This window comes from Micromonospora polyrhachis (assembly GCF_014203835.1).
Taxonomy (GTDB): Bacteria; Actinomycetota; Actinomycetes; order Mycobacteriales; family Micromonosporaceae; genus Micromonospora_H; species Micromonospora_H polyrhachis.
On record NZ_JACHJW010000001.1, the window covers coordinates 3,069,719 to 3,083,366 of the forward strand.

Annotated in this window: 18 protein-coding genes and 1 pseudogene; 15 read left to right on the forward strand and 4 right to left on the reverse strand. The window is 67.3% G+C overall.

Going from position 1 to position 13,648, the window contains the following annotated elements; all coding sequences use genetic code 11:
* The first annotated feature begins 235 nt into the window (after nucleotides 1-235).
* Complete coding sequence (gene cutA, locus FHR38_RS13080; protein ID WP_184534928.1) at nucleotides 236-559, forward strand: divalent-cation tolerance protein CutA; 324 nt, start codon at nucleotides 236-238, stop codon at nucleotides 557-559.
* On the opposite strand, the gene FHR38_RS13085 is transcribed toward cutA, so the two are convergent.
* Together FHR38_RS13085 and FHR38_RS32200 are read right to left on the reverse strand one after the other, a co-directional pair.
* A complete protein-coding gene (locus tag FHR38_RS13085; protein ID WP_184534929.1) occupies nucleotides 516-1,739 on the reverse strand; it encodes a helix-turn-helix domain-containing protein in 1,224 nt (407 codons plus the stop codon). The genes cutA and FHR38_RS13085 overlap by 44 nt on opposite strands.
* Before the next feature lie 141 nt (nucleotides 1,740-1,880).
* A pseudogene (locus FHR38_RS32200) lies at nucleotides 1,881-2,046 on the reverse strand (NUDIX hydrolase); the annotation flags it as partial.
* A gap of 83 nt (nucleotides 2,047-2,129) precedes the next feature.
* On the opposite strand from FHR38_RS32200, the gene FHR38_RS13090 reads away from it, so the two are divergent.
* Together FHR38_RS13090 and FHR38_RS13095 are read left to right on the forward strand one after the other, a co-directional pair.
* The gene (locus tag FHR38_RS13090; protein ID WP_184534930.1) at nucleotides 2,130-2,636 is read left to right on the forward strand and encodes a helix-turn-helix domain-containing protein; all 507 of its coding nucleotides are present in this window, start codon (nucleotides 2,130-2,132) and stop codon (nucleotides 2,634-2,636) included.
* A 12-nt stretch (nucleotides 2,637-2,648) separates the two neighbouring features.
* Nucleotides 2,649-3,188 (forward strand): DUF6036 family nucleotidyltransferase, encoded by a 540-nt coding sequence (locus FHR38_RS13095; protein ID WP_184534931.1) that lies wholly within the window; start codon nucleotides 2,649-2,651, stop codon nucleotides 3,186-3,188.
* Nucleotides 3,189-3,478: 290 nt separating this feature from the next.
* On the opposite strand, the gene FHR38_RS13100 is transcribed toward FHR38_RS13095, so the two are convergent.
* Complete coding sequence (locus FHR38_RS13100; RefSeq protein ID WP_184534932.1) at nucleotides 3,479-4,645, reverse strand: tyrosine-type recombinase/integrase; 1,167 nt, start codon at nucleotides 4,643-4,645, stop codon at nucleotides 3,479-3,481.
* 5 nt (nucleotides 4,646-4,650) lie between these two features.
* Nucleotides 4,651-5,070, reverse strand: a complete 420-nt coding sequence (locus FHR38_RS13105; protein WP_221449006.1) for a helix-turn-helix domain-containing protein — start codon at nucleotides 5,068-5,070, stop codon at nucleotides 4,651-4,653.
* A 275-nt stretch (nucleotides 5,071-5,345) separates the two neighbouring features.
* On the opposite strand from FHR38_RS13105, the gene FHR38_RS13110 reads away from it, so the two are divergent.
* From FHR38_RS13110 to FHR38_RS13165, 12 genes are all read left to right on the forward strand, one after another.
* A complete protein-coding gene (locus FHR38_RS13110; protein WP_184534934.1) occupies nucleotides 5,346-5,570 on the forward strand; it encodes a helix-turn-helix domain-containing protein in 225 nt (74 codons plus the stop codon).
* Entirely contained in the window at nucleotides 5,567-5,983 is a 417-nt protein-coding gene (locus FHR38_RS13115) for an HNH endonuclease signature motif containing protein (protein ID WP_184534935.1), read from the forward strand. The genes FHR38_RS13110 and FHR38_RS13115 overlap by 4 nt, the downstream gene beginning before the upstream one ends.
* 73 nt (nucleotides 5,984-6,056) lie before the next feature.
* Entirely contained in the window at nucleotides 6,057-6,446 is a 390-nt protein-coding gene (locus tag FHR38_RS13120) for a hypothetical protein (protein WP_184534936.1), read from the forward strand.
* Between the two features lie 46 nt (nucleotides 6,447-6,492).
* On the forward strand, nucleotides 6,493-6,723 hold the full coding sequence (locus FHR38_RS13125) for a hypothetical protein (RefSeq protein WP_184534937.1): 231 nt from the start codon (nucleotides 6,493-6,495) through the stop codon (nucleotides 6,721-6,723).
* Entirely contained in the window at nucleotides 6,720-7,286 is a 567-nt protein-coding gene (locus FHR38_RS13130; RefSeq protein ID WP_184534938.1) for a hypothetical protein, read from the forward strand. The genes FHR38_RS13125 and FHR38_RS13130 overlap by 4 nt, the downstream gene beginning before the upstream one ends.
* A complete protein-coding gene (locus FHR38_RS33725) occupies nucleotides 7,286-7,840 on the forward strand; it encodes a WhiB family transcriptional regulator (RefSeq protein ID WP_446685672.1) in 555 nt (184 codons plus the stop codon). The genes FHR38_RS13130 and FHR38_RS33725 overlap by 1 nt, the downstream gene beginning before the upstream one ends.
* Nucleotides 7,840-8,019: a hypothetical protein gene (locus FHR38_RS32840; protein WP_184534939.1), complete on the forward strand. Its 180-nt coding sequence runs from the start codon at nucleotides 7,840-7,842 to the stop codon at nucleotides 8,017-8,019. Before FHR38_RS33725 ends, FHR38_RS32840 begins: the two co-directional genes overlap by 1 nt.
* Nucleotides 8,016-8,528 carry a hypothetical protein gene (locus FHR38_RS13145; protein ID WP_184534940.1) on the forward strand — a complete coding sequence of 171 codons (513 nt, stop codon included), beginning with the start codon at nucleotides 8,016-8,018 and terminating at the stop codon, nucleotides 8,526-8,528. The genes FHR38_RS32840 and FHR38_RS13145 overlap by 4 nt, the downstream gene beginning before the upstream one ends.
* 72 nt (nucleotides 8,529-8,600) lie before the next feature.
* On the forward strand, nucleotides 8,601-9,503 hold the full coding sequence (locus FHR38_RS13150) for a hypothetical protein (RefSeq protein ID WP_246446497.1): 903 nt from the start codon (nucleotides 8,601-8,603) through the stop codon (nucleotides 9,501-9,503).
* A 65-nt stretch (nucleotides 9,504-9,568) separates the two neighbouring features.
* Nucleotides 9,569-10,138: a hypothetical protein gene (locus tag FHR38_RS13155; protein ID WP_184534941.1), complete on the forward strand. Its 570-nt coding sequence runs from the start codon at nucleotides 9,569-9,571 to the stop codon at nucleotides 10,136-10,138.
* A 113-nt stretch (nucleotides 10,139-10,251) separates the two neighbouring features.
* The gene (locus FHR38_RS13160; RefSeq protein ID WP_184534942.1) at nucleotides 10,252-13,113 is read left to right on the forward strand and encodes a hypothetical protein; all 2,862 of its coding nucleotides are present in this window, start codon (nucleotides 10,252-10,254) and stop codon (nucleotides 13,111-13,113) included.
* Nucleotides 13,114-13,303: 190 nt separating this feature from the next.
* Nucleotides 13,304-13,645 carry a hypothetical protein gene (locus tag FHR38_RS13165; RefSeq protein WP_184534943.1) on the forward strand — a complete coding sequence of 114 codons (342 nt, stop codon included), beginning with the start codon at nucleotides 13,304-13,306 and terminating at the stop codon, nucleotides 13,643-13,645.
* Nucleotides 13,646-13,648: the final 3 nt, after the last annotated feature.

Here is a 13,648-nt window from a genome sequence, read left to right on the forward strand (position 1 = left end):
CGGGAGGGTGCAGTGCCCGACACCCGCACCTGCGTCGACCGCCGCACCCAACAAAGGCACGGCAGGGCGATCCCATGCCGCACCGTCCCACATGGAGACGGCAGTGATGGGCAGCCGCATCCACTGGTCACAGGCTGTCGAAAGGCACTTGTGGATGCCAGGTATTGGCTGTCCGCCGGGCGCTGGTCGATGTCCGCGGACACCCGACAGTCACTGGTTCGGCTAATCTGATCGCGTGACCAGCTACCTTGAGGTATCGACAGCAACTGCAACGCAAGACGAGGCAATCAGGCTCGCGGAATCTGCCGTCACCGCCCGTTTAGCAGGAAATGCACAGGTCATCGGCCCGGTGGTTAGCGTGTTTTGGCATCTTGGTGAACGTGGTACTGGCCAGGAGTGGCGGTTGTTGCTGTACACCACGGAGAGGCGATATGAAGATCTAGAAGCATACTTGTTGGCACATCACCCGTGGGATAACCCACAGGTTACTGCCACCTCGATCGTGGCAGGCTCCGCTACCTGTCTGGAGTGGCTACGCAAGTCTGTCGATGATGAATGAACTCCGTCGCCTCCGCCATTACGTCGGCGACACAGGGGAGCAGAGGCTCGATCGCTAGGCGATCAAGGACAGCCTGGAGTCGACTACCCGGACGGACCGAGCCAACACCTACAGACAACTTCATAGCTCTACTTACCGCTTCGCATGCCTGCTCGATTTCGTTCGCGTCGATATAGGCATCCGCTAACCACAGTAGGTAGAGAGACTTGTCTCTTCCATGCGTATCGTCGTAGACGCTGAGCGCCAATTCAAGAGCAGGTATCGCCCGCACTGGACGGCGCAGGATTGCCCAGCATCTGCCCGTCATGATCTCGACCTCGGTCTCATCGACCCAATAGACCCAATCGGGCTCTGGCCGATCATCTTGCTCCGTCAGTGCCGCAGCCCCAATATTCAGATGAGTTTCGGTTTCGCCAACATCTCCAGCCACCGCGAGCGCCCACGCTTTACGCGTATGGAGGAGCGTCCGCACACGAGGAGTAGCCTCTTTGTCGGCGATTTCGCACGCAGCGATGGCCAACTCCGTGGCCTTCTTCCCGGTCGCCCCATAAGCCTGAAACGCCATTGCATTCGCAGCAAGCGCCGCACTCGCCCCGTCATGGGCAGCATCGAGGCTCAGTCGGTATAAGCGGTCCGCTTCACCATGCCGCCCAGCATCGAACGCTGCCCAACCTGCCATTTGCGCCTGCTCCGAGACGACCGCCAACAGATCACGACCAGTGACCTCTGAATACGAGCACTCCTTGACCAATCGGAGTGTAGAGTCAAGCTCAGATACGTACATTGAATAGGTATCAATACCGCCAAGGTAATCGTCGACACGCCGGAGTCGGGCAGTACGGTCGAGAAGCTGTCGAGGAACGCTTGAGCCTAGTTTCGGCCCGCCATCAAGGAGAGCACGAGGAAGGGCGGCAGCGATGCCCGCTGCCGCGACCAGGCTACGTCGCCGCACCCCCTCTGGCCGCACGTCAACCATTGCCACCAACTCGCCACCCGCGTCGAGCGCATCATCAATCCGCTGTGCGACTTGATGCGTGGGCTGCTTACGCCCAGTCTCTAACTCGTGAATATAGCTCTTCGCGTAGTAGCTGACCCCTGCTAAGGCGCGAAGGGACAGGCCGCGCGAAGCGCGCAATTGCCGTAGGCGGCTGGCGAACGATGACGCATCGAATTGTGACATTTACCCTTCCCCGTAACGGGCTGATGCGAGCCTACCCGGCCGCTACCTGAACAAGCACGGCACGATCGACGCTAACACACAATAATTTACTAAGCATCCACGAAGATCGCCATACAGGCCAATTAGATTAGGCGCAACTGATCACTGCAACTCGCCCCGAGCTTGTCGAGCGACTAACTCCAAGATCGCGATAACGGCGCCTGCGCCGACAATCTCTCCTCGATGGACGAGTTCCCGAGTCTCCGCCGGGGAACCAGGCCACCCACTCAGCCTCGTTCACGTCCATGGGTACACCGATGTGCTTGGCCCAGATGCTCCTACGAAGGCTTGACCGGCGGGAATGCGATCAAGCGAGTTGTGTTTTTAGCGTTTGTGGCGCATGCTCCAACTATGGCGACAATAAGTGGAGACCTCCTGACCACCGGTCAGGTTGCCAAGCTGCTGGGGTCGTCGCGCCAGCAGGTGGTCAACCTGTGCGAGCGTGGAGAACTGCCGTTCGTAAAGGTCGGCAGGCATCGGAGAATCAAGCGGGACCATGTTGAGGCGCTGCTGCGCCCCAAGCCGGAGCTGACTCGTGATCAGCTCAAGTCGCTGTGGCTGCACCAAGCGGTAGCGGGCAGCTTGGTCACCGACCCGGACGAGGTACTGGGCAAGGCCAGGGAGAATCTCGATCGACTCCTCCGGCAGCACCGAGAGACCATGACCGAGGTGTGGCTGAAGCGCTGGCAGGAAAAGATCAACGAAGGCGTCAGTGTCGTCCTCAAGGTGCTGACCTCGGATGATCCGGAAGCTGTGGAGCTACGACAGAACTCGCCCTTTGCTGGGGTCCTATCACAGGCACAGCGCAAGAAGGTTCTTGAGTCCTTCACACGCAGCGGCTGGAAACGAGCGGCATGAGACGCGAGCGGCATGAGACGCGAGCAACTGGAGCATGTCCTGCGGTCCGCGTGCCAAATCGCCGGAGACCCGGACGTCCTCGTCATCGGCAGCCAGTCGGTGCTGGGGGCGATCCCGGAGAGCAGACTTCCGCTAGAAGCCACCGCCTCGATGGAGGTCGACGTGGCATTCTTCAATGACCCGGACGACCAAAAGGCTGACCAGGTCGACGGCGCTATCGGCGAGTTCTCATTTCACGAGATGAACGGCTACTACGCCCAGGGCGTAAGCGTGTCGACCGCTACGTTGCCCGAGGGGTGGCAGGATCGGCTAGTTCTGGTGGAGTCTCAGAGCACCCAACCGGGGCGCGGCTACACGCTCGAACCACACGACTGCGTCGTGTCCAAGCTGGTAGCTGGCAGGGAGAAGGACTACGCCTTCGCCGACGCGCTGATCCGAGCCGGGCTCATCGAACCAGCAGTAGTCGCCGAGCGGATCGAAATGGTCGACGTCCGCCCATTGGTGCTGAAACGGCTGAGGGACTGGATCACCATGCACCTGCCGGTAATCTGACGGCTGCAGAGCGGCGGTCACATCGCTCCGCCGATACGCCTCGATCACGGCGGTCATACGACTTGTTGGCCACTGACGCAACAACCAGGACAGAGCCGGGAGATGCCGACAGGTAAACGGCATGACCAGTGAGACGCGGCAGCCCCGAGCGAGACGAAACAGGTTCACAACCCACAAACGCGCCCCCTGATCAGCGTTCGCGGTGGTCAGGGGGATTTGCTGTCCACAAAAGCGGAGGGTGTGGGATTCGAACCCGGTTCACCCCCCAGGTCAGCCGATCAACACGCTGATTACCTCGTAATTTGCGCCGGAGTCGTCCGGCCTTCTCCGGTCTGCTCCGGAGTCATTTCCCCCACGATCCCCCCATCAGGAGGAGCCGGAAGCATGCCGGCAACGGCGGCCATAATGCCCTCGTCGACCTCCGTCAACAGGTGCCCGTACACGTCTGAGGTGACAGCGATCGAGGCGTGACCCATGCGCCGGGAGATTGCCGTCAACGGCCGCCCCGCGCTGATGAGGTGCGCGACGTGGGTGTGCCGCAGGTCGTGCAGTCGGACCCGTCCCAGCCCCGCCTCGTCAAGGATGCGGGGCCACACGCGCTGCCGGAAGTTCCGAGTCACCGGCCGGACACCGTCCAGGTCGGTGAAGACCATGTCGTCGCGGTCCTTCCCGACGAGCAGCGGCGCCAGCGCGTGGCCGACCGCTGGCGGGAACGTAACCGTCCGACGCGACCGCTCCGACTTCGGGTCGGTGAAGATGGGCACCCCCCCGATCCCGTCGTGCATCGCTTCGAGGACTTCCAAGCGGCCGGCGAGCACGTCGACCCGGCCGACCCGCAGTGCGGTCGCCTCCCCATACCGGAGACCGGTCGCGACGAGCAGGGTGACAAGGGGCTTCCAGTGCTCCGGGGTGGCGGCGAGCAGCCGGCCGATCTCGGGAGTGGTGAGGAACCGCATCTCCTGGCGGCGCACCCGCGGCAAGCCCGTTGACCCCGCAGGGTTAACCCGCAGATACCGCTGCGCTACAGCCGCGTCCAGGAGCTTGTGCAGGATCGCGTGGCTGTTGCGGATCGTCTTCGGGCTGAGCTTCCGCCCGCCCGGCCATTTGCCGGCGGCAAGCCGAGACACGAACTGCTGCACGGCCAAGGCGTCAACCTCATCGAGCGACAGGTCTCCGAGCAGGGGCCGAATGTGGTTGCGCACCCGAGAGTCCTCTGTCCGCTGAGTGGTCGGCTTCAGGGTGCTCGCGTACGACGGCCACCACGCGTCGATCCAAGCGGAAAGGGGGATCCGGCCGGCGCGGGGGTCGATGTACTCGCCACGCATCCGGTCGGCGCGCATCCGGGTCATCGCCGCCTTCGCGGCGGTCTTGGTCGGATAGCCGGACTCGATAGTCAGCTTCCGGTCGCCGAGCTGCTCTCGAATGCGCCAGCCGGGGCCGTGCCGCTCGACCCACACGCTCGCTAGCCCGCCCGGCGCGGTCGTTCGTCGCCGGCCTTAGACGTGGTGGCGTCAAACCACTCACTCACCCAGGCAACGCGCTGAAGCAACTCATCGCGACGGCTGGGGTCAGCGGTTTGGTACTGGTCGAACAGCGTCTCCAGCTCTGGGGGGAGCTGTGTCGGCATGGACGCGTGAGTGAAGCCCTCGGCAACCCCGGCCCGGGCCGCAAGGTCACGCTGGTCTACGTCGAGCGCAGCAGCCAGCTTTCCGATCGCCGCCAAGCTGGGACGCTGCTTCCCCGACCGCCAGTTGCTGATCGCGGAGTGGCTGATCTCGGCGGCCTCGGCGAGCGCGATGTCGTAGCGAAAGCCCCTGGACTTCTTCAAACGGTCCAGGTGGGCAATGAAGCTCTCTCGCTCCGGCCATTCGACTGTGCGCACACGCACGAGGTTAGGGACATCTGCGCGCCCTGTCACGTGCGTGCCCTCACACACATCGTTGCTGGTCAAGGCCAAACTGTTGTAGACGGCTGCCATACCTCGGCTCTCCCAGCAGATTCATGGATGTGCGCGTGGGCAGCATAGCCCGTTTGGTTGATACGCCACATCCGCTTGGCCCTCTTGTGCGCGTGCGCACGCACACGCTATGTTCTGTGCGCGGCCGAAAACCGGAGCAGACCGGAGAAGGCCGGAGCAGAGAGAGGAGGACAGCAGCGATGAGCGAGAAGTGGCTGACGATCGACGACCTCGCGGAACTGCTCAACGTCAAGCGGACGTGGGTGCGCGACAAGGTCACCGCCCGAGTGCTTCCCCACCGTCGCGTTGGCGGCGTTCGCTTCACGCCCAAGGACGTCGCCGCCATCGAGGAGATGTTCTTCGAGCCGGCGATCACTGACACCCCGTCCAGGGCTGCCGCCCGTACTCGGCAGGCCGCCGCATGAGCACGCGCAGCCTCAACGCCTTCTTTCGCGGCATCGCGTCCGCACCGAGCATGACCGCCTGCTGGATCTGGGGTGGCCAGCCCTCCTGGGACGGCTACGGCAAGTTCGGCAAAGGCGGCCACCGGGCACACCGCCGAGCCTACGAACTCGCGATCGGACCGATCCCGCCCGGCATGGTCATCGACCACCTGTGCGAGGTGCGGGTGTGCGTCAACCCGCTGCACCTGCGGGCCACGACGCAGCGAGAGAACGTTCTGCGCAGCGTCAAGACGATGCCGAACATCAACGCCGCCAAGACCCACTGCCCGGCGGGCCACGCGTACACCGCTGCAAACACGTACCGCCGCCCGCGCGGTGGGCGTGACTGCCGCGCCTGTCGCCGCGAACTGGTGGCACTACGTCGGGCCGCCTGACCCGGACAGAAACCAGCGCCCCGCATCCCCAACCACGAGCACGCGGAGCGCCAGAACGAAAGGAACCGTACCAGTGACACAGCCCCACAGCCCCTACGACCTGGGTGACGTGCCGGCCCTGGTCGCCAACCTCGGCCCCGCCCCCACGCCGACCGTCACCAACGGCATCCACGTCGGCCCCGCCAGCATCGCGGTCGCCCTCGAGCGGGCCGCCGCCGACTTGCGCGCCATGGGCGACGTCAGCATCGCGCCGACGTGGGTCACCCTGAGCCTGCAGGTGGTGCAGCGCCCGACCAGCGTCACCGCCGACCGCTTCGCCACCGTCGACCGGCTCAGCAAGGCGCTGGTCGGCGAGGCCGGTGAGCACGGAAAGAGTTCGTACGGCGTGCCGTACCGGTGGACCGACGCCCGCGGCGACCTGATCTGCCAGGTCTACACCAATCCGGGCGAGGTGGACCAGTGACCGCCGGACCGCGGCCGACGACCCCGCCGCAGCCGACCGGCCCGTGGTGGCCCTGCAACCGCCCGGCGGTGACCCGGTGACCGCCCCGGCCTACACCGGCCGCCACCGGCCCGCCAACACCAACCCCACCACCGGCGGCCGGCGGCTCATCCCCACCGCTGACCGGGTGCCGGCCGGGTGGACGCCGCTCGCCGACGACGTCCGGGCCGGACTGGCCCCCACCCACACCGCCACCGCCACCACCACCGTCATGCCCGCCCTGGAGGCAACGCGATGACCACCACCGACCCGACCCCGCCGCTCGACCTGGACGCCATCCGCCGGCGCATGGACGCTGCCAGCCCTGGACCGTGGATCGCACATCCCGACGGGCTCGTCTGGACCGAGCAGGCCATCCCGGGCGACCCGGTGTCCGGCTCCGTTGAGCTGGCCGACGCCGAGTTCATCGCCCACTCCCGGGCCGACATCGAGCTGCTACTGGCCGAGCTGACCGAGGTTCGCGTCGAGCTGGACTACCAGCGGCAGATGCGCGCCAACTACGACGAGCTGCACGCCGACCAGGTCGAGCAGTTGCGCGCCGAGCTGGCCGAGGCCCGGGACACGATCGCCACCCTCCGCCAGGTCGTGGCCGATGCCGCCGACGCACTCGGCGAGGGCGAGCAGGGCACCGACCACGACCACCCCGACGAGCCGACCAACCCGGACGCCGCCGTGGCCTGCCTGCTCTGCACGCCGCTCGCGCTGATCACTGTCGGCCAGCTCGACCAGCACAACCGCGAGCACCACGCCGAAGCCCTGGCCGAGGCCGCGCAGACCGTGTCCCTGCCGGGGGTGTCGTGATGCTCGGCGCACAAGCCATCGACGAAGGGCCGGCCGTCACCCGGCTCACCGCCGGCCCCGACGCCGAAGCAGTCCGCGCCGACCAGGCCGCAACCGCCCGCCGGGTCCTCTCCGAGCAGGCCCTCGACCTGCACCCCGGGGCCCGAACCGGCGACCCGACCGCACTGCAAGCCGCGAAACGCTGGCGGGACCACATGTACGACCTGCTCGGCCTCACCCAGCTTGTCGAGCAGCCGGCACCCGTGCGGGCCGCCAAGCAGCCCCTGGAGACCCGGGTCATCACCCGAATCCGGCCGCAGGGCGACGACCTCGACTGGCGACCCAACGCCGCATGCGCACAAACCGACTCGGAGACCTTCTTCCCCGTCGGATGGGGCCGCGCCGACCGGGAGCTGGCCGAGCAGGCCAAGGACATCTGCCGCCGCTGCCCCGTCCGCGACCAGTGCCTCACGTGGGCGATCACCCACCGGCAGGCCCACGGCATCTGGGGCGGCCTCGACCCCGACGAGCGGGCCGCCATCAAGCGCCGCGACACCGGACGGGCGGTCGCGTGATGCGCCGCGCCGACACCGCCCGCGTGCTCAAACCCGCCCGCCGCCGCCCACCACCCGGCCACTGGATCATCGCCAGCCTCACCGCCGGCCACCCCGTCGCCGCCGAACAGCAGCCCGACCCGGACTGCGCCCAGTGCGTAGCCACCACCAGCCCCACCAGCCAGGAGGTACAGCCGTGACCACCACCGCCAACCCGACCCCGACCACCGCCGACGACGACCAGACCCTCACCACCTGGTGCGCCCAGGTCGCCGCCAGCCACCACAACTACGAGACCCGCGAGTGGATGCACTACGAGACCCAGGACATCCGCGACCGGGCCCTCGTCAAGTGGACCATCCGCTGCCTCGGCAACACCGGCTACTCCGCCGCCGAGAACACCCGGCGGGTCGTCAGCATCCTCGCCGAGCGGCACGCGCTGCTGGAGTGGCTGCGCGCCGAGCTGGCCGACGCCCACGACGGTTTCGCCCGCCTCACCGCCGAGCTGGCCGAGGCCCGCAAGGTCGCCCTGATCTACCGCGACGCCATGGTCAGCCAGCACGAATGGGGCGGCCACCTGGTCGAGGGCAACTGCGCCGACTGCACCCGCGCCGCCGAGGCGCTCGACGGCAGCCTCGCCTGCGACCGGTACCGCCAGTGGCAGCGCCAGTACGTCGACGCCCTGGACACCCATCTACCGCAGTCCTGACCCGACCCGGGTGGCCCGGTCGAGGGGGCCGGGCCACCCACCAGCCCAACAACAACCCGAGAGGAGGCAGCGGTGACCATCTCCGACACCGCGCTCGCCAACGTCATCGCCAGCCTCACCACACCCAAGCCGCCCGCGCCGCAACCGGCCGGGCCACCACCGTCCACCGTCACCGAACTACGCCAGGTGCTCATCGACTACGACGCGTCCCGCCCCAGGTCGATGCAGAAGCGGCTCGGACCATCCGAGCTGGGCACCCCCTGCCAGCAGCAGATGGCCCGCAAGCTCGCCGGGGCACCCCGCCGGCCGATCACCGCCCCCACCTGGGCCCCATTCCAGGGCACCGCCGTCCACGCCGAGATGGAACAGGTCGTCAACTTCTGGAACCAGCAGCTGGGCTGGGAGCGGTGGCTGGCCGAGGACGACCTCGAAGTCGACCCTGGGCTACCCGGCATCGACGGCATCCGCGGCCACGGCGACGCGTTCGACCTCGACCACGGCATGGTCGTCGACTGGAAACACGTCGGCACCACCGCGCTCAACAAGCTGCGAACCGCCAAGCGGCTCGGCAAACACCCCGCCCAGCAGGTATCACCTGAGTACCGGGTACAGGCCCACCTGTACGGGCTCGGACACCAGCGCAAGGGCCGCGACGTGCGGTACGTGCGGCTCGTGCTGCTCGCCCGCAGCTGGCAGTACGACGACTCCGACGAGTGGACCGAAGAGTTCAACCCGGACATCGCCTACATCGCGATCATGCGCTACTACGAGACGCTCGACATCCTCGCCGCCCTCGATGTGGCCAACCAGCCGGACATGCTTGCCGCCGTACCGGCCGCACCTAGCAGCGACAGCTGCAAGTGGTGCCCCTTCCACCGCCCCGGACAGCCCTCCGGCTGGGCCGGCTGCGCAGGTGACACCGGAGCCCACGAGCGGCGCATCGACCGCATCACCAACGGGCTCATCGCCCCATAGACCCCGGCACCCAAGCAGGTGCCGGCCAAGGAAACCAGCAAACCAGGAAGACAGGAGCACCCCTAGTGGACGCGAACGACCTGCTCATGGGAGGCGGCATCAAGTCGGCCGCATTCCCCGACCAGCAGTACGGCACCACCGTCGGCGGCCCCATCGTCCGGGAACCCCAAGTCCGGCAGCAGACCGACTTCGACTCCGGCAAGCCCAAGGTCTACGACGACGGGAAGCCCGTCATGCAGATCATCGTGCACGTCAAGACCACCCAGCGAGACCCGATGACCCCGACCGACGACGGCGTCCGGGCCCTGTACCTGCGCGGCCAGATACAGCAGGCCGTCCGCGACGCGGTCCGGGCCGCCGGGGCACCCGGGCTGCTCGTCGGCGGGGAACTGCACGTCACCTACGTGCGCGACGAGCCGAACAGCCGCGGACGCGGCAAGCCGAAGAAGGTCTACGAGGCCCGCTACACCCCGCCGCCCAGCCAGGGCAACAACGCCCTCATGGGTGACGCCCCGGACAGCCCGGCACCGCAGGCGGCGACCACCGCCCCGGCCGGCGTCGACCAGGCCATCTGGGACCAGATGAGCGGCGAACAGCGCACCAAGCTCCTCGCCGCCATGGGCGTCAACCAGTAGCCGGAGCACCAGCGTCGCTGCCAGCCCGTCGAGAGGGCGGACTGGCAGCGGCCCCGGAGCCCCGGAAACACCCACAAGCCCAAACCGCAGACCACGACAGCTCAGGAGCCACAGTGACGACGAGCACCGAGCAGCAGACGAGCCAACTGGACCCCACCATGGTCCGCACCTGGCTCAACGTGCTCTACGTCAACACCCCCGGCCTCATCCACATCAGCTCCACCGGAAACTGGGCCGGCCGCGCCTTCACCGAGCACAACCAGGCCGCCGACTACGTCACCCGGCTCGACGCCGGGCAGCCCGAAGGCATCTACCTGCGGGCCACCACCCTGCGCGGCCAGCCCGAGCGAGGTGGCCGGGGCAGTGCCGCCGACAGCCATGCCCTACCCGGCATGTGGGCCGACCTCGACATCGACGGGCCCGGACACAAACACCAGGTGTGCGCCGACGACTGCACCAAGACCCACGTGCACATCACCCGGCCCCTGCCACCCACCGACGACGCCGCCCGACAGATCATCACCGACAGCGGCCTACCCGACCCCACCCTGTGGGTGCACTCCGGCGGCGGCCTCTACCCGTGGTGGCTACTCGACCAACACGTCGACATCACCGCCGACAACCTCGCCGACATCGAACAACTCTCCATCCGCTGGCAGGCCGCCATCGGCCGGTCCGCCGCCGCCCTCGGCTGGCACTACGGCACCGGCGTCAGCGACCTCGCCCGCGTACTGCGCATCCCCGGCACCGTCAACCGCAAAGAAGGACTCGCCCGGCCCTGCCGCATCGTCGACGCCCAACCCGAGCGATACAGCCTCAACCAGCTGCGCGCCGGCCTCACCGCAGCCCAGCAGCGGCACCCCGAACCCGCCCCGCCACCGGTGCCCGTGCAGCGTCGGCTCGAAGTGGTGCGCGGCCCCGGCGAGATCACCCCCAACGACGACTTCGAGCAGCAGGTTGCCTGGGACGACCAGCTGCTGCTCGGCGGTGCCGGCTGGACCATCACCAAAGGCGCACCCGGCACCTACTGCGAATGGCGACGCCCCGGCAAGACCACCGCCGGCATCTCCGCCACCACCGGCAAAGACCCCGCCCGCGACCGGCTCTACGTGTTCTCCGACGACGCCGGCCTGCCCGTCCAGCAGGAAATGACCAAGCCCTACGTGTACGCCCTGCTACACCACGGCGGGGACACCCGCGCGGCCACCCGTGAACTGGCCCGCCTCGGCTACGGCACCCCACTACCGCCCCGCGACCCGGCCGCCGAGCAGCGGGCCGCAATCGCCGAACTGGTGCCGCCGGCCAGGGCCAACGGCCGCAACCTGGCCGCCGTGGACGGCACCGCCGCCCGGGTGCTCGACAGCGCGGTGCCCGCAGCGACCGGACCGAAGCCCCGAGCGTGGACGGCAGAACTCGACGTCAGCAACGCGGCGATGGCTGCGGAGTGGCTGCGCGACGAGATCGGACGAGGTCGCCTGGCCGGCATGTTCTACCGGGCTCCTGAGATCGTGCACACCCCCCGCGAAGGCGAAGACGGCTACATCCCGACCGGCACCGATAAGGACGACGACGGGCCAGCCCAGGTGCGTGTCGTCAGTGACTCCACCCTCGCCTCTCGCATCCAATACACGTACGGCGTCTACAAGATGGCGAAACGTGACGAGGACTGGGAGGCCGTACCCGCCCTGTTCCCGCGGGCAGCCGCCCACGTCGCCGTTGACGTCCCCGACATGCTGCCAAATCTGCGGCCGCTGCGAGGCGTCACCCACTCGCCAATCCTGCGCGCAGACGGCACCGTACTGTCCGAGCCCGGCTACGACCAGACCACCGGACTGCTTCACCTGCCCGAGCCGGGGCTGACGATTCCGCCGATTTCCGAGCGGCCCACCGTCGTCCAGGTCGCCAACGCGGTCGCCCTGCTCGACGAGATGGTGGCCGGGTTCGCGTTCCTCAGCGAGCACGACCGGGTCAACTACTACGGCATGCTGATCACGCCGCTGCTACGTGACCTGGTTCCGCCGCCGTACAAGCTGGGCGCGATCGGCGCACCGCAGCCAGGCAGCGGGAAGACCCTGCTCGCCAACATCGCCCGCATCATCCACGGCGGGGTATTCCGGTCCGAGATGCCCGGCGACGAGAACGAGCTGCGCAAGCAAATTTCCACCATCCTCGACCACACCACCGGGCCGGTCGTCCACTTCGACAACGTCACTGGGGTGCTGCGCTCATCGGTCATGGCCGGCCTGCTGACGTCGGCCAAATGGGATGACCGCAGGCTCGGCGCCAACGAGATGATCAACGCCAAGAACGATCGGCTCTGGGTCATCACTGGCAACAACTTGTCCCTCGGCGGTGACCTCAGCCGCCGCGCCCTCTGGTGCACCATCGACCCTGGCGTGCCAGACCCGCACCTGCGCACCGACTTCGCCATCAAGAACCTGGAGGAGTGGGTCCGTGCTCGACGGGGAGAGTTGATCTGCGCGCTGCTCACCATCGCCGCCGGCTGGATCAGCGACGGTGCCCCAACCCGTGGCGAGCGGGGCAGTGACTCGTACGCCCGCTGGATTGAGACAGTCGACGGCATCTTCGCCCACGCTGGCGTGCCTGGTCGATTCGCCGACGCCGAGTCCGCCCGGCAGGAAACCGGGTCCGACGACGACGAGTGGCGCGACTTCTTGGCAAAGATTCGCGAGGTCTTCAGCAACCGACCGTGGACCGGCAAAGAGGTGATCGATTCGATTGACACGGGCTCGCTGATCGACCGGCGACCCATCCCGATCGACGCGCTACCGACCGACCTCGCCGAGAAGGCAGCCAGATCCGCCACTGGGGTTGCCGGCATCGGCCGGTCGCTCGGGCGGTGGCTGGCCAACCGAGAAGGCCGTTGGGCTGGAAACCTGACCGTCCGGTCTCTTGGCAAGGATCGGACTGGCGCTGGCCTTTGGAAGATCCAGATGGTCGGAGAGTCACGATGAAAGCCGCTTTTGTAGCGATGAGTAATCGGGGTGCAGAGTTTGCCGAGTTTGCAGAGTTTGTTTTAGCCCTTACCGCGCGTACGACTTACGAAGTAATCACAGTGCGTAATCAAGTTGTTAGGCGCTTTATGTGGGGCCGCCGAGAGGAACTCTGCAAACTCGGCAAACTCTGCAACGGCTGGCGGCCCCGATGACCGCCCACCTGATCACCACCCCCGTTGCCGCCGGCATCCACCTCCGCTGCGGCACCCCCGTCATCGTCGGCGTCGCCGAAGGACTACTCGCCCGCGTTGACCTCACCCCACTCAACCGCGCAGGCGAGATCCACGCCCTCATCGCCGGACTGCAGACCTACACCCTCACCCGCCACGGCCTGATCCACCGCGACGCCGGCCGCATCGCCGGCACCTCGCTCGCCAAGGCCGGGCCGGTGCTTGCCCAGCACACCTGCCGCCGACAGATCCCCGCCGAGCACCGCGCCAACACCCCACCGCCCGCTCGCGTTGCCACCACTGGCAACTGCCCGTTCTGAGGA

Excerpts from the sequence above, each read along its gene's own strand:
- FHR38_RS13085 (WP_184534929.1), bottom strand. The coding sequence starts at position 1,739 with ATGTCACAATTCGATGCGTCATCGTTCGCCAGCCGCCTACGGCAATTG.
- FHR38_RS13090 (WP_184534930.1), top strand. The coding sequence starts at position 2,130 with ATGGCGACAATAAGTGGAGACCTCCTGACCACCGGTCAGGTTGCCAAG.
- FHR38_RS13095 (WP_184534931.1), top strand. The coding sequence starts at position 2,649 with ATGAGACGCGAGCAACTGGAGCATGTCCTGCGGTCCGCGTGCCAAATC.
- FHR38_RS13110 (WP_184534934.1), top strand. The coding sequence starts at position 5,346 with ATGAGCGAGAAGTGGCTGACGATCGACGACCTCGCGGAACTGCTCAAC.
- FHR38_RS13115 (WP_184534935.1), top strand. The coding sequence starts at position 5,567 with ATGAGCACGCGCAGCCTCAACGCCTTCTTTCGCGGCATCGCGTCCGCA.
- FHR38_RS13130 (WP_184534938.1), top strand. The coding sequence starts at position 6,720 with ATGACCACCACCGACCCGACCCCGCCGCTCGACCTGGACGCCATCCGC.
- FHR38_RS33725 (WP_446685672.1), top strand. The coding sequence starts at position 7,286 with ATGCTCGGCGCACAAGCCATCGACGAAGGGCCGGCCGTCACCCGGCTC.
- FHR38_RS32840 (WP_184534939.1), top strand. The coding sequence starts at position 7,840 with ATGCGCCGCGCCGACACCGCCCGCGTGCTCAAACCCGCCCGCCGCCGC.
- FHR38_RS13165 (WP_184534943.1), top strand. The coding sequence starts at position 13,304 with ATGACCGCCCACCTGATCACCACCCCCGTTGCCGCCGGCATCCACCTC.